At 68.4% G+C, this 24,432-nt stretch carries 25 protein-coding genes; 6 read left to right on the top strand and 19 right to left on the bottom strand.

Translation table 11 applies throughout. The annotated features are described in order from the left end of the window. Positions 1–150: 150 nt before the first annotated feature. Positions 151–1,755, bottom strand: coding sequence for an ABC-F family ATP-binding cassette domain-containing protein (locus tag NE2_RS06465; protein ID WP_063024778.1), 1,605 nt, complete (start codon positions 1,753–1,755; stop codon positions 151–153). A gap of 187 nt (positions 1,756–1,942) precedes the next feature. Further along, positions 1,943–2,386 (bottom strand): nitroreductase/quinone reductase family protein, encoded by a 444-nt coding sequence (locus NE2_RS06460; protein ID WP_063024776.1) that lies wholly within the window; start codon positions 2,384–2,386, stop codon positions 1,943–1,945. A gap of 156 nt (positions 2,387–2,542) precedes the next feature. Here NE2_RS06460 and NE2_RS06455 point away from each other — a divergent pair, with 156 nt between their 5' ends. Then, complete coding sequence (locus NE2_RS06455; protein ID WP_063024774.1) at positions 2,543–2,845, top strand: hypothetical protein; 303 nt, start codon at positions 2,543–2,545, stop codon at positions 2,843–2,845. Positions 2,846–2,898: 53 nt separating this feature from the next. On the opposite strand, the gene NE2_RS06450 is transcribed toward NE2_RS06455, so the two are convergent. The 7 genes from NE2_RS06450 to NE2_RS06420 all read right to left on the bottom strand — a co-directional run bounded on the left by NE2_RS06450 (position 2,899) and on the right by NE2_RS06420 (position 11,058). Beyond that, entirely contained in the window at positions 2,899–3,312 is a 414-nt protein-coding gene (locus tag NE2_RS06450; protein WP_146165225.1) for a hypothetical protein, read from the bottom strand. 149 nt (positions 3,313–3,461) lie between these two features. Then, on the bottom strand, positions 3,462–4,019 hold the full coding sequence (locus tag NE2_RS06445; RefSeq protein WP_373862225.1) for an adenine phosphoribosyltransferase: 558 nt from the start codon (positions 4,017–4,019) through the stop codon (positions 3,462–3,464). A gap of 50 nt (positions 4,020–4,069) precedes the next feature. Continuing rightward, positions 4,070–5,806: an ABC transporter substrate-binding protein gene (locus tag NE2_RS06440; protein ID WP_063024768.1), complete on the bottom strand. Its 1,737-nt coding sequence runs from the start codon at positions 5,804–5,806 to the stop codon at positions 4,070–4,072. Then, positions 5,806–7,008 (bottom strand): protein translocase subunit SecF, encoded by a 1,203-nt coding sequence (secF, locus tag NE2_RS06435; protein ID WP_063024765.1) that lies wholly within the window; start codon positions 7,006–7,008, stop codon positions 5,806–5,808. The genes NE2_RS06440 and secF overlap by 1 nt, the downstream gene beginning before the upstream one ends. Beyond that, complete coding sequence (secD, locus tag NE2_RS06430) at positions 7,005–8,825, bottom strand: protein translocase subunit SecD (protein WP_063024763.1); 1,821 nt, start codon at positions 8,823–8,825, stop codon at positions 7,005–7,007. The genes secF and secD overlap by 4 nt, the downstream gene beginning before the upstream one ends. Positions 8,826–8,963: 138 nt before the next feature. Beyond that, positions 8,964–9,425 carry a preprotein translocase subunit YajC gene (yajC, locus tag NE2_RS37600; RefSeq protein ID WP_063024761.1) on the bottom strand — a complete coding sequence of 154 codons (462 nt, stop codon included), beginning with the start codon at positions 9,423–9,425 and terminating at the stop codon, positions 8,964–8,966. Positions 9,426–9,564: 139 nt separating this feature from the next. Then, positions 9,565–11,058: a flavin-containing monooxygenase gene (locus tag NE2_RS06420; protein WP_063024759.1), complete on the bottom strand. Its 1,494-nt coding sequence runs from the start codon at positions 11,056–11,058 to the stop codon at positions 9,565–9,567. Between the two features lie 70 nt (positions 11,059–11,128). Here NE2_RS06420 and NE2_RS06415 point away from each other — a divergent pair, with 70 nt between their 5' ends. Both NE2_RS06415 and NE2_RS06410 read left to right on the top strand, forming a co-directional pair. After that, complete coding sequence (locus NE2_RS06415; protein ID WP_369817498.1) at positions 11,129–11,761, top strand: TetR/AcrR family transcriptional regulator; 633 nt, start codon at positions 11,129–11,131, stop codon at positions 11,759–11,761. Between the two features lie 22 nt (positions 11,762–11,783). Then, positions 11,784–12,308, top strand: a complete 525-nt coding sequence (locus NE2_RS06410) for a DivIVA domain-containing protein (RefSeq protein WP_063909300.1) — start codon at positions 11,784–11,786, stop codon at positions 12,306–12,308. 28 nt (positions 12,309–12,336) lie between these two features. On the opposite strand, the gene ruvB is transcribed toward NE2_RS06410, so the two are convergent. The 4 genes from ruvB to NE2_RS06390 all read right to left on the bottom strand — a co-directional run bounded on the left by ruvB (position 12,337) and on the right by NE2_RS06390 (position 15,293). Continuing rightward, positions 12,337–13,476, bottom strand: a complete 1,140-nt coding sequence (gene ruvB / locus NE2_RS06405; RefSeq protein ID WP_233429693.1) for a Holliday junction branch migration DNA helicase RuvB — start codon at positions 13,474–13,476, stop codon at positions 12,337–12,339. A 5-nt stretch (positions 13,477–13,481) separates the two neighbouring features. After that, the gene (gene ruvA, locus NE2_RS06400) at positions 13,482–14,087 is read right to left on the bottom strand and encodes a Holliday junction branch migration protein RuvA (RefSeq protein WP_030513911.1); all 606 of its coding nucleotides are present in this window, start codon (positions 14,085–14,087) and stop codon (positions 13,482–13,484) included. Continuing rightward, positions 14,084–14,653: a crossover junction endodeoxyribonuclease RuvC gene (gene ruvC / locus NE2_RS06395; RefSeq protein WP_030513910.1), complete on the bottom strand. Its 570-nt coding sequence runs from the start codon at positions 14,651–14,653 to the stop codon at positions 14,084–14,086. Before ruvC ends, ruvA begins: the two co-directional genes overlap by 4 nt. Positions 14,654–14,774: 121 nt before the next feature. Then, on the bottom strand, positions 14,775–15,293 hold the full coding sequence (locus NE2_RS06390; protein ID WP_030513909.1) for an O-acetyl-ADP-ribose deacetylase: 519 nt from the start codon (positions 15,291–15,293) through the stop codon (positions 14,775–14,777). Between the two features lie 145 nt (positions 15,294–15,438). On the opposite strand from NE2_RS06390, the gene NE2_RS06385 reads away from it, so the two are divergent. After that, complete coding sequence (locus tag NE2_RS06385; RefSeq protein ID WP_084493846.1) at positions 15,439–16,926, top strand: alpha/beta hydrolase; 1,488 nt, start codon at positions 15,439–15,441, stop codon at positions 16,924–16,926. Positions 16,927–16,981: 55 nt separating this feature from the next. Here NE2_RS06385 and NE2_RS06380 read toward each other — a convergent pair whose 3' ends face one another. The 4 genes from NE2_RS06380 to NE2_RS06365 form a co-directional block, all read right to left on the bottom strand. Continuing rightward, positions 16,982–17,734: a YebC/PmpR family DNA-binding transcriptional regulator gene (locus tag NE2_RS06380; protein ID WP_030513907.1), complete on the bottom strand. Its 753-nt coding sequence runs from the start codon at positions 17,732–17,734 to the stop codon at positions 16,982–16,984. Positions 17,735–17,856: 122 nt separating this feature from the next. Further along, complete coding sequence (gene pdxT, locus NE2_RS06375) at positions 17,857–18,519, bottom strand: pyridoxal 5'-phosphate synthase glutaminase subunit PdxT (RefSeq protein ID WP_030513906.1); 663 nt, start codon at positions 18,517–18,519, stop codon at positions 17,857–17,859. A 67-nt stretch (positions 18,520–18,586) separates the two neighbouring features. Next, on the bottom strand, positions 18,587–19,405 hold the full coding sequence (locus tag NE2_RS06370; protein ID WP_063025009.1) for an acyl-CoA thioesterase: 819 nt from the start codon (positions 19,403–19,405) through the stop codon (positions 18,587–18,589). 83 nt (positions 19,406–19,488) lie between these two features. Beyond that, the gene (locus NE2_RS06365) at positions 19,489–20,922 is read right to left on the bottom strand and encodes an MFS transporter (protein WP_084493845.1); all 1,434 of its coding nucleotides are present in this window, start codon (positions 20,920–20,922) and stop codon (positions 19,489–19,491) included. Between the two features lie 185 nt (positions 20,923–21,107). Between NE2_RS06365 and NE2_RS06360 the strand changes: the two genes are divergently transcribed. Continuing rightward, complete coding sequence (locus tag NE2_RS06360; RefSeq protein ID WP_063025005.1) at positions 21,108–21,719, top strand: nucleoside/nucleotide kinase family protein; 612 nt, start codon at positions 21,108–21,110, stop codon at positions 21,717–21,719. A gap of 52 nt (positions 21,720–21,771) precedes the next feature. On the opposite strand, the gene NE2_RS06355 is transcribed toward NE2_RS06360, so the two are convergent. Together NE2_RS06355 and NE2_RS06350 are read right to left on the bottom strand one after the other, a co-directional pair. Next, the gene (locus NE2_RS06355) at positions 21,772–22,743 is read right to left on the bottom strand and encodes a LysR family transcriptional regulator (protein ID WP_218018565.1); all 972 of its coding nucleotides are present in this window, start codon (positions 22,741–22,743) and stop codon (positions 21,772–21,774) included. Positions 22,744–22,881: 138 nt separating this feature from the next. After that, the gene (locus NE2_RS06350) at positions 22,882–23,859 is read right to left on the bottom strand and encodes a helix-turn-helix transcriptional regulator (RefSeq protein WP_063024753.1); all 978 of its coding nucleotides are present in this window, start codon (positions 23,857–23,859) and stop codon (positions 22,882–22,884) included. Between the two features lie 90 nt (positions 23,860–23,949). Here NE2_RS06350 and NE2_RS06345 point away from each other — a divergent pair, with 90 nt between their 5' ends. Continuing rightward, positions 23,950–24,381, top strand: coding sequence for a VOC family protein (locus NE2_RS06345; protein ID WP_063024751.1), 432 nt, complete (start codon positions 23,950–23,952; stop codon positions 24,379–24,381). The last annotated feature ends 51 nt before the right edge of the window (positions 24,382–24,432 follow it).

Below are 24,432 nucleotides of genomic sequence, written 5' to 3'. Positions count from 1 at the left end.
GCATTCGCCTTCTCCAGATGCTGAGTCATGCCACCACCTCTCACGCCTCGATCGCCACACCCTAGCCGACCGCTTCAACAGCCCAGAACACCCACTTTAGTAGGAGTTTTCCCCAAGGCGCACCGGTCCGGCCCGACGCACCCCGTTCGTTCAACCGGTTCCGGAGTCCGATTCATCCACCAAGCCGTCCGGGGTCAATTCGAGGCGGCGCGTGATGCCGATCTCATCGAGGAAGCGCGGGTCGTGGCTGACTACGATCAGCGCACCCTCGAAGCTGGTCAGCGCCTCGGCGAGGTGGCGGAGACTGGGCAGATCGAGGTTGTTGGTGGGCTCATCGAGCAGCAGCAGTTTCGGCGCCGGTTCGGCGAGCAGCAGCATCGCCAGCGCGGCCCGCAACCGCTCGCCGCCCGACAGCGCCCCCGCCGCGACATCGGCGTCGGCGCCACGGAACAGGAACCGCGCCAGCTGTGCGCGGATCTGCTCGGCGCCGGCGTGTGGCGCCGCCGCGGAGACATTGTCGAAGACCGACAGCCGCTCGTCGAAGATGTCGAGTCGCTGTGGCAGCAGCCGCCACGGCACCTTCGGCGGTTCCTCGACGAGACGGTGCAGCAGGGTCGTCTTGCCGGCGCCGTTGCGCCCGGTGAGGGCGATGCGTTCGGGACCGTTCACCCGCAGCGTGACCACCGGTCCGTTGGCCAGCCGCACCTGTTCCATCGCCACCACGTCCTGGCCGGGATAGAGCCTGGTTCCCGGCAGGTCGACGCGGATCTCCCGATCGTCGCGCAGCAGTTCCTGGGCCTGCTCCAGGGTCGATCTGGCCTCCTCCACTTTCGCGATGTGGTTGTTGCGCAGTTTGCCCGCCGACACCTGCGCCTGGCGTTTGCGCTCGGCCATCACGATCTTCGGCTCGCGTTTGGTGTCCCACATCTTCTGCCCGTAGCGCTGGCGCCGGTCCAGTTTGATCCTGGCCTCCACCAGTTCGCGCGACTGTTTACGCACATCACTGCGGGCATCGCGGATCGCCGCGCGCGCGGCCTCCTGTTCGGCCTCGACGATCTGCTCGTACTCGTCGAAATTCCCGCCGAAGGTGCGGATCTCACCGCGCCGCAGTTCGGCGATGGTGGTGACCCGCCGCAACAGTTCGCGGTCGTGGCTGACGGTGAGCACGGTGCCGGAGAATCCCTCGACCACATCGTAAAGACGTTGCCGCGCAGCCGAATCCAGATTGTTGGTGGGTTCGTCGAGCAACAGCACATCGGGTTCGCGCAGCAGTTCGGCCACCAGTCCGAGCAGTACCGTCTCCCCGCCGGACAGGGTGTCCAGGCGCCGATCCAGCTGTGCGACATCGTCGGCGAGGTAGTTCAGGCCCAGCCGGCCGAGCAGCGCGATCGCCGATTCCTCGACATCCCAGCGGTTTCCGACCTGCTCGAAATCGGCCTCGGTTCCGGCGCCGGATTCGATGCGATGCAGCGCGGCGCGCACCTCGCCGATGCCGAGTACGGCGTCGACGCGCTGTCCCGCGGCCAAGCCGAGATCCTGGCGCAGATATCCGAGCCGGCAGGCCACCGTCACCGAACCACGTACGGGGCGCAATTCTCCGGTGAACAGGCGCAACAGCGTGGATTTTCCGGCTCCGTTACTGCCCACCACACCGACGTGGCCGGGTCCGAGAACCGCGTCGAGACCGTCGAACACAGGGGTGCCGTCGGGCCATACGAAGGTGAGATCGGACAGAGAAATAGTCGAAATAGACATATGCGTGCTCCTGAGGGCGGCGGGAATGGCGCGCAGATGTGCGGGCCACGCGATGGCTACCTCAGAAGAGCAACGGCAGAACTCCGATCAACGGAAACAAGACTCGACAACTTTAGCGGACCGAAAGGCGGGCCGCAAGATCATGTCGCCGGTGATACGCGTCACCGGCGACGGAAGCCGTTGCGGCTCAGTTGATTCGGAAGACCGGGAAGCCGGGCGCGATGGCGGCGAGTTCGGCGTCGGTGGCGTCGGCGGTCACGCCCTCGAAGAATTTGCCGACCTCCCAGCCCCACTTCTTCAGGTACAGCCGCAGCACGGGCACCTTGTCGGCGTCGGCGACCTCGGTCACCGTGAACACCTCGGTCTTGCGCCCGAGCCGCAACTCTCCGCCGCCGGCGACGCGGATATTGCGGACCCACTGGGTACGACCGCGAGGAGCGACCAGATACCGGGTTCCGTCCGCATCCTGCAGGACGTTGACCATCGTGGTCCGCCACTCCCCGGAGGTGCGACCGCGCACGGCAAGCAGCCGGGAACCCATCACGCTGATGCCCCATTTCGGCAGGGCGTTGAACATCCGGTTCATGATCGGGTCGATGCCGGTGGGCGCGATGTACCGGGTGGCGTTCATGACTACTCCTCGCTTTTGTGAGCGCTGCTCTCTTCGATGACTCAATCATCGCCTACGGGCGCACCCCTGTCAAGAGCAGCGCTCACATTTGTGGAAGTTCAGACCTCTGGACAAAATCGGTTGCGTTCAACGCCGTCAGGCGGGTATTCGGCCGGCATGTACAGATATAGAACCTATGGCACGAACCGCACGGGTGGGCTGGCGGCGATCGTCAGCACGATCGGCGGTGTGCTCGCTCTGATCGAGATCGTCTACATCCTGCTGCAGATCTTCGACGCCAACCAGACCAACCGGTTCTTCACCTTCATCAAGGGGTTGGCGGAACCGCTGGCGCTGTTCTTCCCGGGCCTGTTCAACACCGGCTCCCGAGATTGGGACATCATCATCAACTACGGTCTGGCAGCGGTGTTCTGGCTTGTAGTGACCGGGATCATCGCCCGGCTGCTGGCGCGGATCTAGTGGCGCCGGAAGCGGATCGACTCGGTGTTCTATCAGCCCAGGGTCGAACCAGCTCAGGGCTCGTGCGGGGTAAGGAACTCCATCCGGTGATGGTGCAGGAATTCGAAGGCCGGGGCCCAATGCCCGGTGAAGACGTCCTCTTCCTTACCCACCGCATGCTGTGAGGCCGCGCCGGTGCGCGGATCCTGGCAGACGACGCGAGCGCTGTGGCGTCCGGACGAGACCGGTCCGCTGTCCAACTCCACCGAACCGTCGGAACCGACCGTACGCCAGGGCATATCGATATCCGAGCCGGTGATCCGGCAGGTTTGTCCGGCCTTCTCCCCCGTGACCCGGGCCGTGACGGTGGCGCCGCCGCGCAGCGCCACCGAAGGAGTAGCCGCGGCGGTCGCGGCGCCGACGATGAACGCCACGCCCACCGCGCCCGCCAGAGCGGCCCCGATTCGGGTACGCCGACTACGGCTCATCGCCACCACCGGTCGGCGTCTCCTGTTCCGGCATTGTCGCGCGCACTGCGGTACTCGTTCATGCGATCGTCCGTCGGTCGTTCATCCGGGCCCCCTTGCCGCACGTCAGCATAACGACCCCCGCGCGGGCCCCACAACCGACACGCGATTTACACCTGCACGATCGAAGTCAGCGGGTATTCGCCCTGGCGAGCGCGCCCGCCGAGCTCGCCGATCTCGAGTACCACCGCGGTCGCGACCACCTGCGCCCCGGCACTGCGGAACAGTTCCGCCGCGGCGGCCAGCGTGCCGCCGGTGGCGAGGACATCGTCGAGCAGCAGCACCTTGCGGCCACTGAGGTCGATGCCGTCGGCAGGAATTTCCAGTGCGGCGGAGCCGTATTCGAGGGTGTACTCACGCGAGAGCACCGGTGGCGGCAGCTTGCCACCCTTGCGCACGGCCACGACCCCGGTCCCCAGCAGCGCCGCCACACCCGCGCCCAGCAGGAATCCGCGCGCGTCCACGCCGGCCACCAGATCGGCGTCGGGAGCGCAGGCGGCCAGGCATTCGATCACCGCGTGGAAGCCTTCGGCATCGGCGAATACCGGGGTCAGATCCGCGAAACGCACACCGGGGGTGGGGAAATCGTCGTGCCAGCGCGTCAGTCGCCCGACCACCTCGGCGGTCCGCGCGACCTTCTCCTCCGCGGTTTCGGCCGTTTCCACCATCGTGTGCTTACTCATCTACACCCGCTCCCTCATCCAGCGTCCGAGGACGCTCACCGCCGCAACACCCAGCGGTCCATATTCCAGCCCGCACCGGCCTTGGTGGGGCTCGCGACCCCGTTCTCCAGCCCTTTCCCGAACGCTACGGTCCGAGGCGTGTTGAACAGCGGGATCGACGGCATCTCGTTCCACAGCAGATTCTCGGCCTCGGTGTCGAGATTCAACACCGTCACCGAATTGTCGTCCGCCGCAAGCTGATCCGCGATCGCATCGTAACGCCCGTTGCCGAACCGCCCGAAATTCACGCCCTGGCCGGTGCGCAACGCCGCGGTCGCCTCGATCCCCGGCAGGGAACCGGCGGGGCCCACGGCGGCCGCGGTGCCGCCGAGTACGGCGTCCACCTTGCCGGCGCCCAGTTCCGCGGGCGTGAAGTCCGCCGCACCGGCGTCGACGACGGTCACGCCCGCCGCCTTGCAGGCATCCGCGATCATCGCCACCGTGCGCGCACGACGGTCGTCGGGACTGCGATAGCCGATCCGGATCGTCGGATTGGCCACCCCGGCCGCGGACAGGGCACGCTGCGCGCCCGGCGAGTCACCCGCGCGGTATTTGTCCGCCGGACCCGTGATCGCCGGGTAGTACACCGAATCGGCCTGGACCGTCCGGGAATCGAGGGGCCCGGATCCCAGGCCGGACTTGTTGTCGAAGCCCGGATGCCCCAGCGTGTCGAACAACGCCTGCCGGGGGACGCACAGTGCGAACGCGCGCCGGGCATCGGCGGAGGCGAAGACGCCCGCGGTGGACAGCACCAACTGCTCGGCGCCGCGGCCCGGTGCCTGATTCACCGAAAACTTGTTCAGGCTCAGGTCTTTCACCGAGCCCGCGCCGATGTCGACCACCTCGACGGAGTTGTCGGAGATCTTCTTCTTCAGGTCGGCGTTCTTGAGCCACACCACGATTCGGGGAGTGGCGGGCTTGTTGCCCCACCACTTGTCGTTCTTGACCAGCACCAAACCGTCACCGTCGCTGTAGGACTCGACGCGATACGGCCCCGACGACGGCAGCAGGTCGGGGTTGATGTCACCGGATTTCAGATTCCAGCCGGTATTCCAGAACTGCGCCAGCCGGTCCAATGCGGCCTGGTCGCCGGACTGCACCGCCGCCACCACATTCGGCACACCCGCGGCCTTGGCCGCGATATGGGACGGCATCAGATCCCCGGCGTTGAACAGCGTCCGCCACGCCAGGAAGTGATGATCGGGCCGGAACACCACGGTGGCGTCCTTGGATCCGGGCTGGCATTCGACCCGCTCGATATCGGAGTAGCCGGTGGTGGAGGCGGCGTCGAACAGCGGAATCGCGCCGCCCGGACCCGGTTTGGTGAATCGCCCACTGCGCGCTGCCCATTCGAGCACGAGATCGTCGCACGAGGTGGGCACGCCGTCGGAATAGACCGCGTCGCGGTTGAGCCGGTACCGGATGGTCTGCGCCTCGCCGGCCACCTCGTTCGCGGTACCGACATCGGTGTCGGCGACGGGCTGGCCGTCCGGACCGGTGTAGTAGAACCCGGTCAGCACGCGGGCGAACAGCGCCGCGGAGCCGCCCGCGACACCGGCCGAACTCCCGCCGTTGTAGGTGGCCGGCACCGCGTCGACGGCATATCCGATGGATGGCACCTGGTTCTTGCTCGAACAACCCGCGATCACCCCGGTGAGCAGTGCACCGGCCGCGATCACACCGAATGTCCGCCGGAGCGTCCGCCGCACGCGATCCGACCCCCTTCGCCTCATCAGTGGGTTCTCTTGTGCCGCTTCCCGGTGGGCCGGGCACCGGGTCTCGGTGCGGCGGAACCGCTGTCGCGGGTGCGGGTGGCGACCGGGACACCGGAACTGCGACGACCCAGCGCCTCACCCGTGCGGCCGGTATCGCCGGCGGCGCGCTTGGCGAGCACCTTGCGGGTGTGCGCGGCCACCGGGCCGAAGCGTTCCTTGATCGACACCAGCAGCGGCACGGCGAAGAAGATCGACGAGTAGGCGCCGACGATCATGCCGACCAGCTGCACCAGCGCGAGGTCCTTCAGCGTGCCCACACCGAGCAGCCAGACCGCGATCACCAGCATGCCGACGATGGGCAGAATGCCGATCACCGTGGTGTTGATCGAGCGCATCAGCGTCTGGTTGGCGGCGAGATTGGCCTGTTCACCATAGGTGCGCCGAGTCAGATGCAGAACGCCGCGGGTGTTCTCCTCGACCTTGTCGAACACCACGACGTTGTCGTAGAGCACGTAGCCCAGGATGGTCAGCAGACCGATCACCGCGGCGGGCGTCACCTCGAAGCCGACGATCGAATAGATGCCGGCGGTGACGATCAGGTTGAAGAACAGCGAGGCGATGGCGGCGATCGACATATCGCGTTCGAATCGAATGGCGATGTAGACCATCGTCAACAGGACGAACACCACCAGCGCGATGATCGCCTTGCGGGTGATCTGCCCACCCCAGGTCTCGCTGATCTCGGTGACGCTGATGACGCTGCGGCTGGCCGTACCGCTGGAATCCTTCGGGTGGTACTTCGTGAACAGCGCGTCCGCGATCTTGTCCTGCTGCGCGGAATCCAGTGTCTCGGAACGGATCTCGAAGGAGGCCGAGGAACCCGATCCGACCTTCTGCACGGTGACCGGGCTGTGTCCCAGGGCTTGGGAGTAGGTGTCCTCGACCGAGGTCGTGGTCATACCGCTGGTCGCCGGGATCTGGATCTTCGTACCACCGGCGAAATCGATGCCGAGGGTGAAGCCGCGCACCGCGATACTCAGCACCGCGATCAGGACCAGCACGGCGGCGATGCCGTAGTACAGCTTGCGCCGGCCGACGATCCGGAAGCCGCCGGTACCGGTGTAGAGGCGTTCGAAGAATCCGTGCTTCGGCGCTTCCCCGGCGGGCAGCGACTCGTCCACGATCGGTTCCTCCAACACCTGACTGCGATTGTCGCTCATCGTGACCCCGTCCCTACGAGTGTGCCCGCCGCCTTACGCTCCCGCGCGATCTGCTGCACCGCGCCCAGACCGTTGACCGACGGCTTCGCCCAGAACGGCGAGCGCGAGGCCAGCATCATCAGCGGCGAGGTCACCAGGTAGAGCACCACCACGTCGAGCACGGTGGTGAGGCCGAGGGTGAACGCGAAGCCCTTCACCTGTCCGGCCGCCAGGATGTAGAGCACCACCGAGGCGATGAGGCTGACGGTCTTACCCGAGAGGTTGGTGCGCTGCGCGCGAGCCCAGCCGCGCGGGACTGCCGAGCGGAAACTGCGGCCCTCGCGCATCTCGTCCTTGATGCGTTCGAAGAACACCACGAACGAGTCCGCGGTCATACCGATACCGATGATCAGACCGGCGATACCGGCCAGGTCGAGGGTGAAGTTGATCCACCTGCCGAGCAGCACGATGATCCCGTACACCGCCACACCCGAGGCCACCAGCGAGAACCCGGCCAGGAAGCCGAGCATCCGGTAGTAGAGCAGGCAGTACAGCAGCACCGCGACCAAACCGATCGCACCGGCGATCAAACCGGCGTGCAGCGAGGCCAGGCCGAGCGTCGCCGACACCGTGGAGGCTTCCGAGACCTCGAACGACAGCGGCAGCGAGCCGTACTTCAGCGAGTTGGCGAGTTCCTTGGCGGTGGAGGCGTTGAACTGGCCGGTGATCTGGGTGGTACCGCCGAGCTGCGGCCCCTGCTGCACGACGGGCGCGCTGATCACCTTCGAGTCGAGGGTGAAGGCCACCTGCTTCTGCAGGTATTCCTTGGTGAGATCGGCCCACGCGTCGGCGTTCTTGAACGTCAGATCGACCGCCCACTGCGACTGCTGGTTCAGCGACGAACTCGCATCCTTGATGTCCTGGCCGTCGATGCGCATCGGGGCCAGCAGGTACACCTCGTTGCCGTCCGACGAGCAGGTCACCAGCGGCAGCTTCGGATCGTCGTTACCGGCCAGCGGGTCGGGCTTGTGGCAGTCCAGTCGCTGGGCTGCCAGCTGCTGGACCTGCGGGTCGGTGCTCTGCCGCAGCGCACGCGCCGCGTCGATCTCCTGCTTGGCCTGTTGCTGCGGCGTCAGCGCCGGATTCGGCGCACCGGGCTCCGGAGAGGGTGCCGGAGCCGGAGCGGGCGTCGTCGGAGCCTGCGCCGGAGCCGGGAAGACCCGGTTCTGCGCGGTCGTGCCCGAGGATTCGCCGGTGCCGGACGTCTCACCCGAAGAGGCCGTACCCGAGGCGGTGCCGGAGTCGTTCGACGGCTTCGACTCGGTACCGGGCGACGCACCCGATGCGGGTGCCTGCTGGCCCGCACCCGGAGCCGGAGTGTTCGCCGGCGGGGTGCCGGGCTGCTCCGCGCCGGGAGCGGGCTCGCCACCGGTCTGGACCTTGCCGTCGGGCCCGACCGGCAACGGCTGTCCGACCACCGGGCGGATGTACAGCTTGGCCGTGGTGGCCAGCGACTTCGCCTGCTGCCCGTCGCTGCCGGGCACGGTGATGACCAGGTTGTTGCCGTCGATCACCACCTCGGAACCGGCCACACCGAGGCCGTTGACCCGGGATTCGATGATCTGCTGGGCCTGCTTGAGGCTGTCCTTGCTCGGCTTACCGCCGTCGGGCGTGCGCGGGGTCAGCGTGACCTGGGTTCCACCCTGCAGGTCGATTCCCAGTTTGGGTTCCGGCGACTTGTCACCGGTGAAGAACACCAACGCGTAGATCACCGCGAGCAGCACGGCGTAGACGCCGAGCAGCCGCAGCGGATGCCCCGTTCCCTTGGAAGGTGGCACAGTACATATCTCCTAGGCGGTGAGGGTGGCGGCCGGAATTGCGGCATGACCTGCGAGCACGGAGCACCGGCGAGCGCGGGCCCACGGACACGCCGCACCGCCGTCGCGGCGGCGGAGCGCTGCGACGGCGGAAGCGGGTCAGTCTTTGCGCAGCCGGGCTGCGGTGTCCTCGACGGATTCCTCCACACCGGAGGCCGAGGCCGAACCGTTGGCCGCCGAGCCGTTCGTGGAAGCCGAACCGTTCGTCCCGTTGGTGCCGGCAGACTCCGCCGCGGGGGCGGCGATCGCCTCGTCGCCGGACTCCTCGGTGTCGGAACCCGTCTCGGCGGAGTCGGCGGCGTCGCCACCGGGGCGCACATCGCGAATGGCGGCGCGCAGCCAGGTGGTCACCACATCCTCGGCGATCTCCAGGTCGACGGTCTCCTCGTCGAGGTCGACCACGGTGCCGTAGAGGCCGGAGGTGGTGGTGACCTGGTCACCGACCTTCACGCTCTCCTGCATATCGGCGACCTTCTGCGCTTCGCGCTTCTGGCGGCGGACACCGAGAAACATCGGTACGAGCAGAACTACCAGTAGCAGCGGAAACAGCAGGTTCGCCATCGTCGTAGTCGGTCCTAGTTTGGTGGGTTGGATGGGGCTGTACCCACACAGTCTGCCAGCAACCTGGAATATCGCCACACCCGCGGTGCGCGCGGCGAGGTTTGCGCCACACCGGCGCGAACCCCGCCGCAGCGGCACCTCAGGCGGCGGGCGCGCCGTAGACGTAGTCGTCGAGCGGGAAGTTCACCGCTTCGCGGTGGGTGGTGATCGTGCTGTTCGGGCGCAGCAGCGCGGCCTCGCCGTGCTGGTTGAAGTAGTAGCTGCGGGCCGTCGAGCAACTCCCGGCGTAGAACACCGACGAGCCGAGCTTCTCGGTCACGTAGTCCAGGAAGCGCGCGTTGGCCTCTTCCCGCACCTCGAAGACCTCCTCACCGCGCCGGCGTGCCTCGCGCAGCAGCCGGTCCATATGCTTCATCTGCGCCTCGATGGTGGTGAAGTAGGACAGACCGCTGTAGGAGTAGGGGCTGTTGAGGCTGAAGAAGTTCGGGAATTTCGGCACCGTGATGCCCTCGTAGGCCTGGAATCGGTTGTCGCGCCAGAACTTTCCGAGATTCACCCCGTCGCGGCCGATGATCTCGACGGCCGGGAAGTTCACATCCCAGAGATTGAAGCCGGTCGCGAGGATCAGCGTATCGATCTCGGTCTTGTGCCCGTCCGCGGTCACGATGCCGTCGGCCTCGACATGGTCGATCGCAGTGGTCTCGAGCCGCACGTGCGGTTCGTTGAAGGTCTTGAAGTAGGTGTTGGAGAAGGTGGGCCGCTTGCAGCCGAAGTCGTAGTGCGGGGTCAGCTTGTCGCGGGTCTCCTTGTCGCGCACCTGCGCGCGCAGATGCGCCTTCGCCAGCAGTGCGGCGCCCTTGTTGCCGAGTTTGGCCTGCTTGTAGTGCAGCACGCCGGAGACCATCAGCAGTTCCAGAGCGCCGGTGTTGACCAGCCGCGCCGCTTTCTGGGTCAGCGGCACCTTCTCGAACAGCTGTTGAACGCGCTTCGGAATGGCGGTGTCGACCTTGGGTACGACCCAGATCGGCGTGCGCTGGAAGACGGTCAGTTCCGCGACCTTCTTCGCGGCCTCCGGCACGAGCTGTACGGCGGTGGCGCCGGTGCCGATGACGGCGGCGCGCCGCCCGGTCAGATCGAAATCGTCCTCCCAGGCGGTGGTGTGGATGATCTTGCCGGCGAAGCTGTCGATGCCCGGGAACGGCGGGGTATAGGGCTGGGATAGGAAGCCGGTCGCGGTGAGCAGATAGCGCGCGGTGAGGGTTTCGCCACCCTCGACCGACACCACCCAGTGCGCGTGTTCGGAATCCCAGCGAGCGCCGCCGACGACCTGGTTGAACCGCATCCGGCGGCGTAGGTCGTATTTGTCCGCGATGTGCTCGGCGTACTTCTTGAGCTCGGCGCCCGGGGCGAACAGCCGCGACCAGTGCGGATTCGGTTCGAACGAATACGAGTAGGTCACCGAGGCGATATCGACGGCCAGGCCCGGGTAGTGATTGACGTGCCAGGTCCCGCCCAGGCCGTCCTCGCGCTCGAGGATCACGAAATTCTTCAGACCGAGACGATCCAGCTGAATTCCGGCCCCCATACCGCCGAATCCCGCACCGACCACCACGGCGTCGTACTGAGGTGCCACGCCGAACCTCCCTGTTACCTGATGCATCTGATACGGAATGACACATCATTCCGTTGCGGAACACCGTATCATCGGGTCCGTGCCGAAGCCATCCACACATCTGGAGCGACGCAAGGCCGAACTGCGGCAACAGATCATCGACACCGCCTTCGCCTGCTTCGCCGACAAGGGCTATCACGCCACCGGAATCGCCGATATCGCCACGGCCCTCGGAATCGGGCACGGGACGTTCTATCGCTACTTCGAGAACAAGCGCGACATCATCGACCACGTGATCGACGATCTCGCCGCGCGGATCATCGAGGCGCTCGGAACGGAGAACGCGCCCGACGCGGCGACCTCGCTCGCCGATTACCGGCGTCAGCTGGACCGCATCGGCGTCGCGCTGCACCGGATCTTCCTCGAAGACCGCCGGGTCGCGCAGTTGCTGCTGTTCCAGGCGACCGGCATCGATCCGGAGTTGACGATGCGGCTCTACGGCCTGCTCGACACCGCCGACGCGCTCACCACCGGATATCTCGAGCACGGTGTGGAATTGGGCTATCTGCGGGCCGACCTCGACGCCGCCAATACGGCCAAGGCGGTGACCGGCATGCTGCTCGCGGCCATCGTGCACGGCCTGCGCGATCCCGATCCGGAGTCGACCGCCGGACTGGCCCAGGCGATTCCGCGATTGTTGATCGACGGGGTGCGCGCCGGCTGAGCGGTGTTGTAACAATGTGCGGGTGACGCCGGAGTATGTGCGAGGGATCCGTTTCGGCCGGGCCCCGATCGGGCACCGCGGCTACGACCCCGCCGAGGTCGACGCGTTCTGCGCCGCCCTCGCCGATGCCTTCGCGGGCCGGGCCATTGTGAGCGCGGCCGCCATTCGCGGACACGAATTCGGCCTGGCCGCTCCCGGCCGCCGCGATTACGACCGCGACGAGGTGGACGCATTTCTCGATCGCGCCTGCGTGGCGCTGGAGTCCGCGCGCTACGGCCCGTCCCGGCCGCAGGTGGCGTGGCCGCCGTCGCCGGAATATGTTTCCCGGCTGCGGTTTTCGGCGCCGCCGCTGGGCCGGAGCGGATATGTCGCCGACGAGGTCGACGCGTTCCGCGAGCGCGTCGCCGCGCTACTGGCACAGGCCGCGACGGGATGGGACGCGGCGGCGATCCGCCCCGCATTCGGCACCGCCGCGGCAGGGGTCCGGGCCTACCACCGCGGCGAGGTGGACGCCTTCGTGGATGCGGTCGCGGCGCTGGTGAGCTGACGCGATCGAACTGCCGGGCCGGACGGGATCAGTCGAACAGGTCGAGGGTGGGCTGGGCTTCGCGGCCTCGGACCTCGATGGATCCGAAAACCAGATCCGGCGGCGGCACCAGACCTAGATGCTCCCAGGCGGCGGCGGTGGCGACCCGCCCGCGCGGGGTGCGCGCGACCATACCGGCGCGAACCAGGAACGGTTCGCACACCTCCTCGACGGTGGCGGCCTCCTCCCCCACGGCCACCGCCAGCGTCGACACACCGACCGGGCCGCCGCCGAAGCCGCGGACCAGCGCGCCCAGCACGGCGCGGTCGAGCCGGTCCAATCCCAGCGAATCCACGTCGTAGACAGCCAGCGCGGCCTTGGCGATGTCCCGAGTGACCAGGCCGTCGGCCCGTACCTCCGCATAGTCGCGGACCCGGCGCAGCAGCCGGTTGGCGATGCGAGGTGTACCCCGGGAGCGGCCGGCGATCTCTGCCGCCGCATCGGATTCGATGCGTACGCCGAGGATCGCCGCCGAACGCTGCAGAATGCGCTGCAGTTCCTCGGGCTCGTAGAAGTCCATATGGCCGGTGAAGCCGAAGCGGTCGCGCAGCGGGCCGGTCAGCGCGCCCGAGCGCGTGGTGGCGCCGACCAGGGTGAACGGCGCGATCTCCAAGGGGATCGAGGTCGCTCCCGGTCCCTTGCCGACCACGACGTCGACCCGGAAATCCTCCATCGCCAGGTACAGCATCTCCTCGGCCGGGCGGGCCATGCGGTGGATCTCGTCGATGAACAGCACGTCGCCCTCGACGAGATTGCTCAGCATCGCGGCCAGGTCACCGGCGCGTTCCAGAGCCGGTCCGGACGTGATTCGCAGCGCGGTACCGAGCTCGGCGGCGATGATCATCGCCATACTGGTCTTGCCGAGCCCGGGCGGGCCGGACAGCAGGACGTGGTCGGGGGTGCCGCCGCGCTGGGTCGCACCGCGCAAGACCAGGGCGAGCTGCTCGCGCACCCGGGGCTGGCCGATGAAGTCGTCCAGGGATTTCGGGCGCAGGCCGGCCTCGATGTCCCCGTCGGAGGTCAGGTAGTTCGCGGTGACCGCGGATTCGCCGCCGTCCGCACCGGTGCCGATATCGTCGGCGCCGGGATCGATACCGCCACTGCTGGAAGGGAATTCGTCGTCGTGCATCGGCGTCACCGATTCCGGCCGAGGATCGCCAGTGCGGCCCGCAGGGCCTGCGAGGTACCCAGTTCGGGCTGTTCGGCGAGGACGCCGTCGACGGCGGGCTCGGCCTGCTTCACCGGGAACCCGAGACCGGTCAACGCCTCCACGACCTGATCACGCACCGGGGTGACGACCGGGGTGGGCGCCGCGCCGGGCGGGGCGGACTGCACGGGAACCAGATTCACCTTGTCGCGCAATTCGACCACCATGCGCTCGGCCCCGCGTTTACCGATCCCCGGTACCCGGGTCAGTGCGGCGACGTTGCTCTCCGCCAAGGCTTTTCGCAGCGCCTCGGGCTCGAGCACCGCCAGCACCGCCATCGCCAGCCGGGGACCGACACCGGAGACGGTTTGCAGCAGCCCGAACAGATCGCGCGCCTCGGTATCGGCGAAGCCGTACAGCGTCATCGAATCCTCGCGCACGATCATCGCGGTGTAGAGGCGGGCCTCGTCGCCGCGGGTGAGACCGGCCAGCGTGGAGGGGGTGGCGTTGAGCCGGTATCCCACGCCCGCGGCCTCCAGCACCGCGTGGTCGAGCCCGATCTCGAGCACCTCACCGCGCACCGACGCGATCACCTGGTCACCGCCTTTCGTTGCTGGGCAAGCCTTTCGGCGTATCTGCGCCGCGCCTGTTCGGCCTGGGCCTCCGCCTTCGCCATCCGCTCCAGCATCGGCGCCCGCCAGCAGTGGCAGATCGCCAGCGCCAGGGCGTCGGCCGCGTCGGCCGGTTTCGGCGCCGTCTGCAAGCCTAGGATGCGGGTCACCATCGCCGTCACCTGAGCCTTGTCCGCGGAACCGTTGCCGGTCACCGCCGCTTTGACCTGGCTCGGAGTGTGGAAGGCGACGGGTATGCCGCGCCGCGCGGCCGCCAGCGCGATCACCCCGCCGGCCTGTGCGGTGCCCATGGCGGTGCGGACGTTGTGCTGGGAGAAGACCCGCTCGATCGCGACCGCCTCGGGCCGATGGGTGTCCATCCAGTGCTCGGCGGCGTCGGCGACGCCCAGCAGCCGCTGCGCGAGGTCCATATCGGCCGGTGTCCGCACGACGTCGACGTCGAGCGCGGTGACCTGCCGCCCCAGACCGCCCTCGACGATGCTCAGGCCGCACCGGGTGAGCCCGGGGTCGACACCCATCACCCGCACGAAATGCACCCCTGTCGATTCGCGAACAATTGTTCGAAGTCTAACCGAGAGCCCCCGTACCGGCGGCCACCGACACGGAGCCCGGACGCCGCGACCCCGCGCCGCGGAGCGACGAAGCCGGCTATTCCAGTGCGGCCAGCGCGGACTCGAACACCCGATGCGCGGTCGCGCCGAACAGGACGAAACGGATCTCGGCGGCGCCGGTACGCGCCGTCCGGACGGTGTCGAGGGCGATCCGGGCGCCGTCGTCGAGAGGCCAGCCGTACACGCCGGTGGAGATCGCCGGGAAGGCGATCGTGCGGGCACCCAATTCCTCTGCGACACGCAGGGATTCGCGGTAGCAGGAGGCCAGCAGGCCGGAGCGGTCGTGTTTCGCCGCCCAGACCGGGCCGACGGTGTGGATAACCCAGCGGGCGGGAAGGTTGCCGGCCGTCGTCGCCACTGCCGCCCCGGTGGGCAGGCCGTCGGGATAGGTCGTCGCCCGCAACTGCTTGCAGGCGGCGAGGATGTCGGGTCCACCGCGGCGGTGGATCGCACCGTCGACCCCACCGCCACCCAGCAGCCCGGAGTTGGCGGCATTGACCACGGCGTCTACGTCTTGTTCGGTGATATCCCCGCGCACCAGCACGATCTCGGCCATATGCCCCATTGTGCCCGCGCGGGGCTCACGCGGCGCCGGACTTCGACCCCATCTTCGCCGGCCGCCCGGCCGGACCGGACTCCGAGCGAGTTCACAGGGTTTCTCGAGGAACGCCACCGACAATTACGCCGTGTTCCCAGCGCCCATGGATGTGCCGACGCCCGCGCCGACCGCCCCGGCCGCGCCCGCGCCGACCGCCGCCCCCGCGGTGGCGCCGCCTCCGCCACCTCAGCTCCCCTCGGCGAAACTGAACCCCTACAACGGTTTTCATCACGGCGTCTCGCTGCTGCACGGCTGGCTGCCGCTGACCATCGAGATCGTCGCCGCCGTCCTGCTCGTGGTCGCGATCGTGCGCTGGGGCCGGCGGTGGTGGCTGATCCGGGTGCCGATCTGCCTCGCCCTCGGGGTGGTGGCCGCCTTCGCCGCCCGCACCGTGATGGACAACGAGGGCCTGGCCTCCGATCCCGCTCCGGTGCGGCTGTGGATCTGGGTGGGCACAGCGGTCGCCGCGATCGCGCTGGTGGTCGTCGGCTGGCCGGGCGCGCGGTGGTGGCACCGTACCGCCGCGATCGTGGCGGTGCCGTTCGCGATCGCCAGTTCGGCGGTGGTGCTCAACCAGTGGGTGGGCTACTACCCGAGTGCGCAGTCGGCGTGGAGTGCGCTGACGGCCGGGCCGCTGCCCCACCAGACCGATCAGGACGAGCTCGCCGCGATGCGCAACAGTCACCCCGCGAACGGCGTGGTGGTGCCGATCGACACCGGCGACGGCGCCAGCGGGTTCAAGCACCGCACCGAATACGTCTACCTGCCACCGGCGTGGTTCGCCGGGCCCACCCCGCCCGCCCTGCCGGCGGTGATGATGATCGGCGGCGAATTCAACACTCCCGCCGACTGGTTGCGCAGCGGCCAGATCATGCCCGCCATCGACGCGTTCACCGCGGCCCATGCCGGCACCGCCCCCGTCCTGGTCTTCGTCGACTCCTCGGGCAGCTTCAACAACGACACCGAATGCGTCGACGGGCCGCGCGGCGCCGCCGCCGACCACCTCACGAAAGATGTTGTGCCGTATGTGGACTCGCGTTTCGGCGTGCCGGCCGACCCGGCGAAGTGGGCGGTGGTGGGCTGGTCGATGGGCGGTACCTGCGCCACCGACCTGACCGTGATGCATCCGGAGCTGTTCCACACCTTCGTCGATATCGCGGGCGATCTCGGCCCGACGTCCGGCACCAAGGAGCAGACGATCTCGCGCCTCTACGGCGGCGACGCGGCCGCCTACGACCGCTTCGACCCGCTGACGGTGATGGCGAAACACGGCCCCTATACCGATGTCGCCGGACTGTTCGACGATCTGACGCCGTCGCACCGCCCGGACCGCACCGGTAAGGACGCCGGCGGCCGGTTCCACCTGCCGCAGGTCGACGAGAGCCGCATCGGCGTCGGCGGCCAGGACGGCGTCATGGATACCGGGGAGGTCGGGGCCGCCGAGAAACTGTGTGGCCAGGGCCGCGCGGCCGGCATCGAGTGCACCATCCACACCACTCAGGGCGGGCATACCTGGCAGTTCGCGGCGGCCGCGTTCACCTCGTCGCTGCCGTGGGTGTCGGCGCGGCTCGGACTGCCCGTGCACACCTGATCACACGCCGCGGGCCGCCGCCGGTCCATCCGGCAGCGGCCCGCGGCGGTACGGATCAGGCGTCGAGTTCGGCGAGGACCTCGTCGGAGACGTCGACGTTGGTGTACACGTTCTGCACGTCGTCGCTGTCCTCGAGCGCGTCGACGAGTTTGAACACCTTGCGGGCGCCGTCGGCGTCGACCGCCACCGACACCGAGGGCTGGAAGCCGGATTCGGCGGAGTCGTAATCGATTCCGGCTTCCTGCAGCGCCGTGCGCACGGCGATCAGGTCACTGGGGTCGCTGATGATCTCGAACGAATCACCGAGGTCGTTGACCTCCTCGGCGCCCGCGTCGAGCACCGCGGTCAGCACGTCGTCCTCGCTGAGCCCGTTCTTCTCCAGCGTGACGATGCCCTTGCGGTGGAACAGGTAGGCGACCGACCCGGGGTCGGCCATATTGCCGCCGTTGCGGGTCATGGCCACGCGCACCTCACCGGCGGCGCGATTGCGGTTGTCGGTGAGGCATTCGATCAGCACCGCAACACCATTGGGCCCGTAGCCCTCGTACATGATGGTCTGCCAGTCGGCGCCGCCGGCCTCTTCACCACCGCCGCGCTTGCGAGCGCGTTCGATGTTGTCGTTGGGAACCGACGACTTCTTCGCCTTCTGGATGGCGTCGTAGAGAGTCGGGTTTCCGCCAGGATCACCACCGCCGGTGCGCGCCGCGACCTCGATGTTCTTGATCAGTTTCGCGAACATCTTGCCGCGCTTGGCATCGATCACGGCCTTCTTGTGCTTGGTGGTGGCCCATTTGGAGTGGCCGCTCATTCCCTACTTCCTTCAGGTCGGTGTGCTCGAGGCCCGGGCAGATTCGCGATCTGCGTTCCGGCGATCGCTGTGCAGTCTACTGCCCGGTCCGCCATCGCCCGGTCGGGGTGCGCGGCGAACGGTCAGGTACCGGCGGCCACCGCGGCCCGGACCGAGTCGACGAACAGGCGATGCACGCGCAGATCGCCGGTCACCTCGGGATGGAACGAGGTCGCGATGACCGAGCCCTGCCGGACCGCCACGATCCGGCCCGCCGCCTCCTGCGGATCGCCCACCGACGGGCCCTCGGCGACCACGGTCCCCGGCCGCGGCCGGTGCGGAACCCGGGCCAGGACCTCGACGCCGTCGCCGACTCGTTCCACCCAGGGCGCCCGGATGAACACCGCGCGGATGGGCTCGTCGAGTCCGGTGAAGTCGAGATCGGTTTCGAACGAATCGACCTGACGTCCGAAGGCGTTGCGCCGCACCGTCATATCGATGCCCGACAGCGACTGCGCGTCGGGACGGGTGTCGAGCACCTCCGACGCCAGCAGGATCATCCCGGCACACGAACCGAAGGCCGGCATGCCCGCGCGCAGCCGCGCCCGCAGCGGTTCCAGCAACCCGAACACCTCGAGCAGTTTGCTGATCGCGGTGGATTCGCCGCCCGGCAGCACGAGCGCGTCGACGGACTCGAGTTCCGATTCCCGTCGCACACTCACCGGTTCGGCATCGCACGCGGCCAGCGCGTGGAAGTGCTCCCGCACGTCACCCTGCAGAGCCAGCACGCCAATGGTCGGTTTCACGGCACGAGCATACGAGTTGCGCGATGCTGACGAGGCCTGCGGCCGCCGCCGTTGTGGCGCCGCTCACCTACCGCCGCAGTTTGCGGATGAGCCCTTCCTGCACGACCTGGGCGACGAACTGTCCGCGCTGGTTGTAGATCCGCCCGCTGGTGAGCGCGCGGCCGTAGCCCGCGGACGGGGAATTCTGGTCGTAGAGCAGCCATTCGTCGGCGCGGAAGGGGCGCAGGAACCACATCGCGTGGTCGAGCGACGCGTCCTGGGTCGGTTCGTCGCGGTGGGTGACCTTCGACGAACCGAGCAGGGTCATATCGCTCATGTAGGCGAGGGTGCAGACGTGGAACAGCGGGTCGTCGGGCAGCGGGTGCCGGTAGCGGAACCAGACCTGCTGCTGGGAGGCCAGGCCGTCGCGCCGGACCACCTCTTCCTGCGGCACCAGCCGGATGTCCCAGTGCTCCCATTCGCGCATGAGCCACAGCCGCTCCGGGCTCATCGACGCGCGTTCGTCCGGAATGTCCTGCGGCAGTGGGACTTCCGGCATCCGGTCCTGATGTTCGGGACCCTCGTCGCCGACATGGAAGGACGCCGACATGGTGAAGATCGCCTCGCCGTCCTGCACGCCGGTGACGCGTCGGGTGCAGAACGAGCGCCCGTCGCGAATGCGTTCCACCAGATACACCGTCTGCTCGGCGGGATTGCCGGGGCGCAGGAAGTATCCGTGCAGCGAATGCACCTCGAAGCGCGGTTCCACAGTGCGTACGGCCGAGACCAGCGCCTGCCCGGCAACCTGACCGCCGAATGTGCGCGCCAGCTGGGACTTGGTGATCGCGCCGCGGAAGATGTCCCGCTCGAGCCGCTCGATCTCCAGTGCCTCTTCGATCGTCGCCATGTACCGTCCTTCCGCCACGTGCCCCGCTCAGGCTAAGCGATGGCGAACCCGCCCCGGCGCGCGACTCTCCGCCGTGACACCGCTCACGACGCCCGCTCGCCCTGCGATCCGATCAGTTCCCTCGCCTCCTCCGCGGACCGCGCGGCCGGCGCCGAGCCCCACATGCGCCGGCCGTTGGGCTCCTGCAGGAAGTACACCGAGACCGCACCCACCAGCCCCGCGATGATCAGGTAGTACGCCGGCCAGTTCAGATCGCCGGTCGCGCCCACGAGCGCGCCCACCACCACCGAGGTGGTGCCGGCGAACAGCGAGACCGCCACGTTGAACGACACCGACAGCCCCGCACCGCGCACCTTCGTCGGGAACAGCGACGGCAGGGTGGACGGCATGGTCGCACTGAAGCAGATGAGGGTCAGGCCCATCATGAGCAGGCCCAGGAACACGGCGAACGCGTTGTCGGTGCGCACCAGCAGAACCATCGGAAACGCCAGCACCAGCAACGCGACGATGCCGGCCCAGATGATCGGTTTGCGCCCGATCCGGTCCGAGATCAGGCCGATCACCGGGATGGTCAGCAGCGCGATGGTCATCACCGCGATCTGCAGCCACTGCGACGCCGAGGAGGACACCCCGCCGCCGGTGCTGTCGGGCACGGTCGAGGTGACGTAGGTCGGCATATAGGAGGTGAGCATGTAGTTGGTGACATTCCAGACGACCACCAGGCCCATGCAGACCAGCACGTACGGCCACAGCCGGGCCAGGATCTTCGCCTCCTCGCCGGTCTTGTTCGCCTTCTCCCGCTCCTCGGATTCCTTCTCCAGGGCGGCGAAGGCCGGGGTGTCGGCCAGCCGCATCCGCAGATAGACCCCGACCACACCCAGCGGCAGCGCGACGAAGAACGGCAGCCGCCAGCCCCACGACAGCAGCTGCTCGTCGGTGAGGGTGGCGTCGGCGAGCGTGACCACCAGCGCGCCCAGCAGATATCCGGTGAAGGTGCCGAATTCCAGCCAGCTGCCGAGGAATCCGCGCCGCCGGTCGGGTGCGTATTCGGCGATGAAGGTCATCGCGTTGCCGTATTCGCCACCGGTCGAGAAACCCTGCAGCAACCGCGCGCACAGCAACAACATCGGCGCCCAGATCCCGATCGTGTTCTGATCCGGGATACAGCCGATCGCGAACGTGCCGGCCGCCATCAGGATCATCGTGGTGGCGAGCACCTTGTTGCGGCCGATGCGGTCGGCCAGCGGTCCGAAGAACATGCCGCCGAACGGGCGGACGAGGAACGCCACCGCGAACAGGCCGAAAGTGGCGATCGTGCCGGCGGTGTCCCCGAGATGGGAAAAGAACACGTCCTTGATGGTCGGCTCGAAATACGCGTAGACGCCGAAGTCGTACCACTCGGTGATGTTGCCGATACTCGCGGCGCCGATCGCCCGCCGGATGATCGGCGGATCGGTGACGACGATGTCGTCGAGCGACCACCGCCTCGGACGTTCACGCGGGACCAGCACCGCCACGGACCACGACCTCCTCGAGTTCACGACAACCGTCGATCACCGACGCCGGCGGGGCTCCGCGGAGGGTGTTCGATCGCCTCGCGGGTACCACCGTGCCCGAAATCGACCCGCTCACGCTATGCGATGGCAAACCCGGTCGCCGGGCGACTCTCCGCGATCCGCGCGGTGGCGGGCATGATAGGCGGATGCCCGCATACGAACCGATCGCCGTGGACGGGCTGGTCGAGCGGGTCGCCGCGGCCGCTCTCGCCCTGCCGGGCCCGGTCGTGGTGGCCGTCGACGGCGCCGACGGTGCGCACCCGCGACAACCGGCGGACCGGATCGTCGAACGGATCCGCACGCGGGGGCGCCCGGCCGAGCGGGTGTGGTTGCACGACTTCGTGCGCCCGGCATCGCTGCGGCTGGAGTTCGGGCGCGACGAAATGACCTACCGCACAGCATGGTTCGACTACGCCGCCCTGGATCGTGAAGTGCTGGAAGCGGTACGCGGGCGCGGGCGGTGGCTGCCCGCGCTGTGGGACGAAGTCGGCGATCGGTCCGCGCGAGCGCGCATGCAGCCCGCCGAACCGGGCCTCGTCCTGGTGGTCGCGGGGCCGATGTTGCTCGGCCGGGGTTTGGATTTCGATGTCACCGTGCGGCTGCAGATGTCGGAATCGGCACTGCTGCGCCGGACCGACCCCGCGGACCGATGGACCGTGCCCGCGCTGCTGCGCCATGATCGCGAGCACGACGACATGCCCACCTTCGATGTGCGCTGGGATCATCCGGACCGCCCGGCCGTGCGCACCGGTTCCTGATCGGCGTCGGTCCCGAACCGAAGGCGCGGGGGCACAGCGGGATTCGCGGCGATCAGCCCGCGAACCGCTCGCGGTCGGCGGCGGGCAGCCAGCAGCCGGCGGCGATGTCGCGGTTGTAGGTCGTGCGGAAATGCTCGATCAGGTGCGGTAGCCCCGGATGGGTGTTGGCCGTCGACCACAGCAGCGCATGCGGATAGGCCGGCGTCGGGTCGACGATCGGCACCCGCCGGATGTGCGGATGCCACGGATTGCGGAAGTGATCGCTGCTGACGGTGGCCAGGGTGTCGGAGTCCGCGATGCGTGCGAGCATGGCTTCGATACCGTCGGGCCCGGGGAACCGGGTGCGGTCGCGCGGTGTCGTATCGATGGTGACACCGCAGAATTCACTCAGCTCGCGATAGAAGTCGGCCCATTCCGACGCCACCCCGGCACCCGGAATCCACACCGTGTACGCGGCCAGCTCGGCGAGCGGCACCGCCGAACGCCCGGCCAGCGGATGGTCCCTGCCGACGAGCAGATGCGCCGGATCGACATAGGCCGGGACGGCCGCGATATCGGGCGGCAGCGGGCGGGGGCCGCCCGAGGGACGCGCGAAGGCGGCGTCGGCGCGGCCGTGCACCACCATGTCCCGCGACGTCACGAAGACGTTCGAGATCACGATCTCGGTCTCGGCGCCGGGGTTGCGGTCGAGGTAGAACCGCATCTGCTCGGTCGCGCCCTGGCGCTCGCCCTGCACCGCGACACGCAGTGGACGCGGCATCTCACCGACCGCCGCCACCGCGGTTTCGGCCACCGCCAGCAGCGCTCGCGCGTGCGGCAGCAGCCGCGCACCGGCGGCGGTCGGCACGATTCCGGCGGGGACGCGGTCGAACAGCGCCGTCCCGAGCTGGTCCTCCAGCTTCGCGATCCGCTTCGACACCGCCTGCTGACTGATGCCGAGAACCACAGCGGCGAGACTGAACTGCCGCTCCTCGGCCGCGGCGACGAACGCCCGCACCGCCGCCAGATCGAGGTCCCGGCCCACAGTCCCTGACCCAACCATCGGATGTGGTCCCCTGTCTCGTCTCGTCGATCGGTGCGAAGGATCGCACAGTGCCCGAAAGACAGTAGCGGGAAGCTCATTCGCTCGGCAGGGACCGGCCGCACCGGTGAGAAGGGACGATCAGGTTCGGCGGGCGGAGGCGGCGAGCCGGTCGGCGAGGGCCCGGACGCGGTCGCGCAACTCCTCGGGCCGGTCGATGACGAACGGGCGATCCAGTGCCGCCAGCACCGGCGGTAGCCACTCGAGGCGCTCGGCGCGCACGTCGACGCGCCACCAGCGTTGCGGCGCCTCCTCGTCGTCGGCGGGGGCCACGGTGGCGACGGTCGCGGGCAGATGGGCGCGGATCTGCTCGGTGGTGCCGAAGATCCGCAGGCCGATGTCGTATCGGTAGTCGGCGGCGGCGAAGCCGGACACCAGATGCCGTGCGGCGTCGAATTCGGCGGGTGGGTCGAACGAGCCCGGCAGCGTTCGCACATCGGTGACACGATCCATGCGGAAGGTGCGGTCTTCGCCGAGCCGGGGATCTGTGCCCGTCACGTACCACCGCCCGGCGTGAGCGACGAGGCCGTAGGAATGCAGGACGCGTTCGCTTCCGCGGCCGCGCCGATCGGTGTAGCGGATGGTGACGGGCCGGCGGTGGCGTACCGCATCGGCGATCGCGAGCAGAACCGCGGCCTGCGCCGGGGCCGCTGCGTCCGGCTGCTCGGTGACGTCGAACGATTCCAGCAGTGTGTCCAATCGCCGGGTCAGGGGCGCGGGCAGGACGCGACGAATCTTGGCAGCGGCCGTCTCGCTCGCGGTGACATCCGTTGGGGCCCAACCATTCCGGCGGCCGGCGAGCAGACCGAGCAGCACGGCCAGGGCCTCGTCGTCGCTGAACATGAGCGGCGGCAGCCGGTATCCGGCGGCGAGGCGATAGCCGCCGTAGCGGCCGCGCACGGACTCCACCGGAATGTCGAGGTCGATCAGATGGTCCACATAACGCCGCACGGTGCGCCCCTCGACCCCCAGCCGGTCGGCGAGCTCGGCCACCGTGCGGGTACCGCCGGACTGCAGGAGTTCCAGCAGGATCAGCACGCGGCCGGTGGGTCGAGCCATGCGAACAACTCTAGTTCCGATACCGGACCGATTGTGTCCACTATTTCTCCTACGCTGCGGAAAACGCCTCTCAACAGCAAGGAAACAGTCATGGATTTCGTCTCCATCCGCATCGTCACCGGCGACGTCGCGCGTCTGGTCGCGTTCTACGAGCGCGCGACCGGCGTCCGGGCGCAGTGGGCGACCGAGGATTTCGCCGAGTTCGAGACCGCCACCGCCACCCTCGCGATCGCGAGCACGCGCACGGTGGCGCTGTTCGCACCGGATTCCGCCGCTCCGGGCGCCAACCGCAGTGTGATCACCGAATTCCTCGTCGCCGATGTGGACCGCGTCCATCGCGAGCTGTCCGGTGCCGGCACCGAGATCGTCGCCGAACCCACGACGATGCCGTGGGGCAACCGGTCGTTGCTGGTCCGCGACCCGGACGGCAACCTGGTCAACTTCTTCACCCCGGTCACAGCCGCCGCGATCGCGAAGTTCGCGGCGCGGGATCGGATCGGGGCGATCGCGCAGGACAGGTGAGGCGTCGACCGTACACTTCAGGACGGTCTCCGGGGTGCGGCACCATCACCC

It is taken from the genome of Nocardia elegans NBRC 108235, from assembly GCF_001612845.1.
GTDB classification, from domain to species: Bacteria; Actinomycetota; Actinomycetes; order Mycobacteriales; family Mycobacteriaceae; genus Nocardia; species Nocardia nova.
Note: the sequence above shows the minus strand (reverse complement) of the source record. Positions and strands in the feature narration are given on the sequence as shown.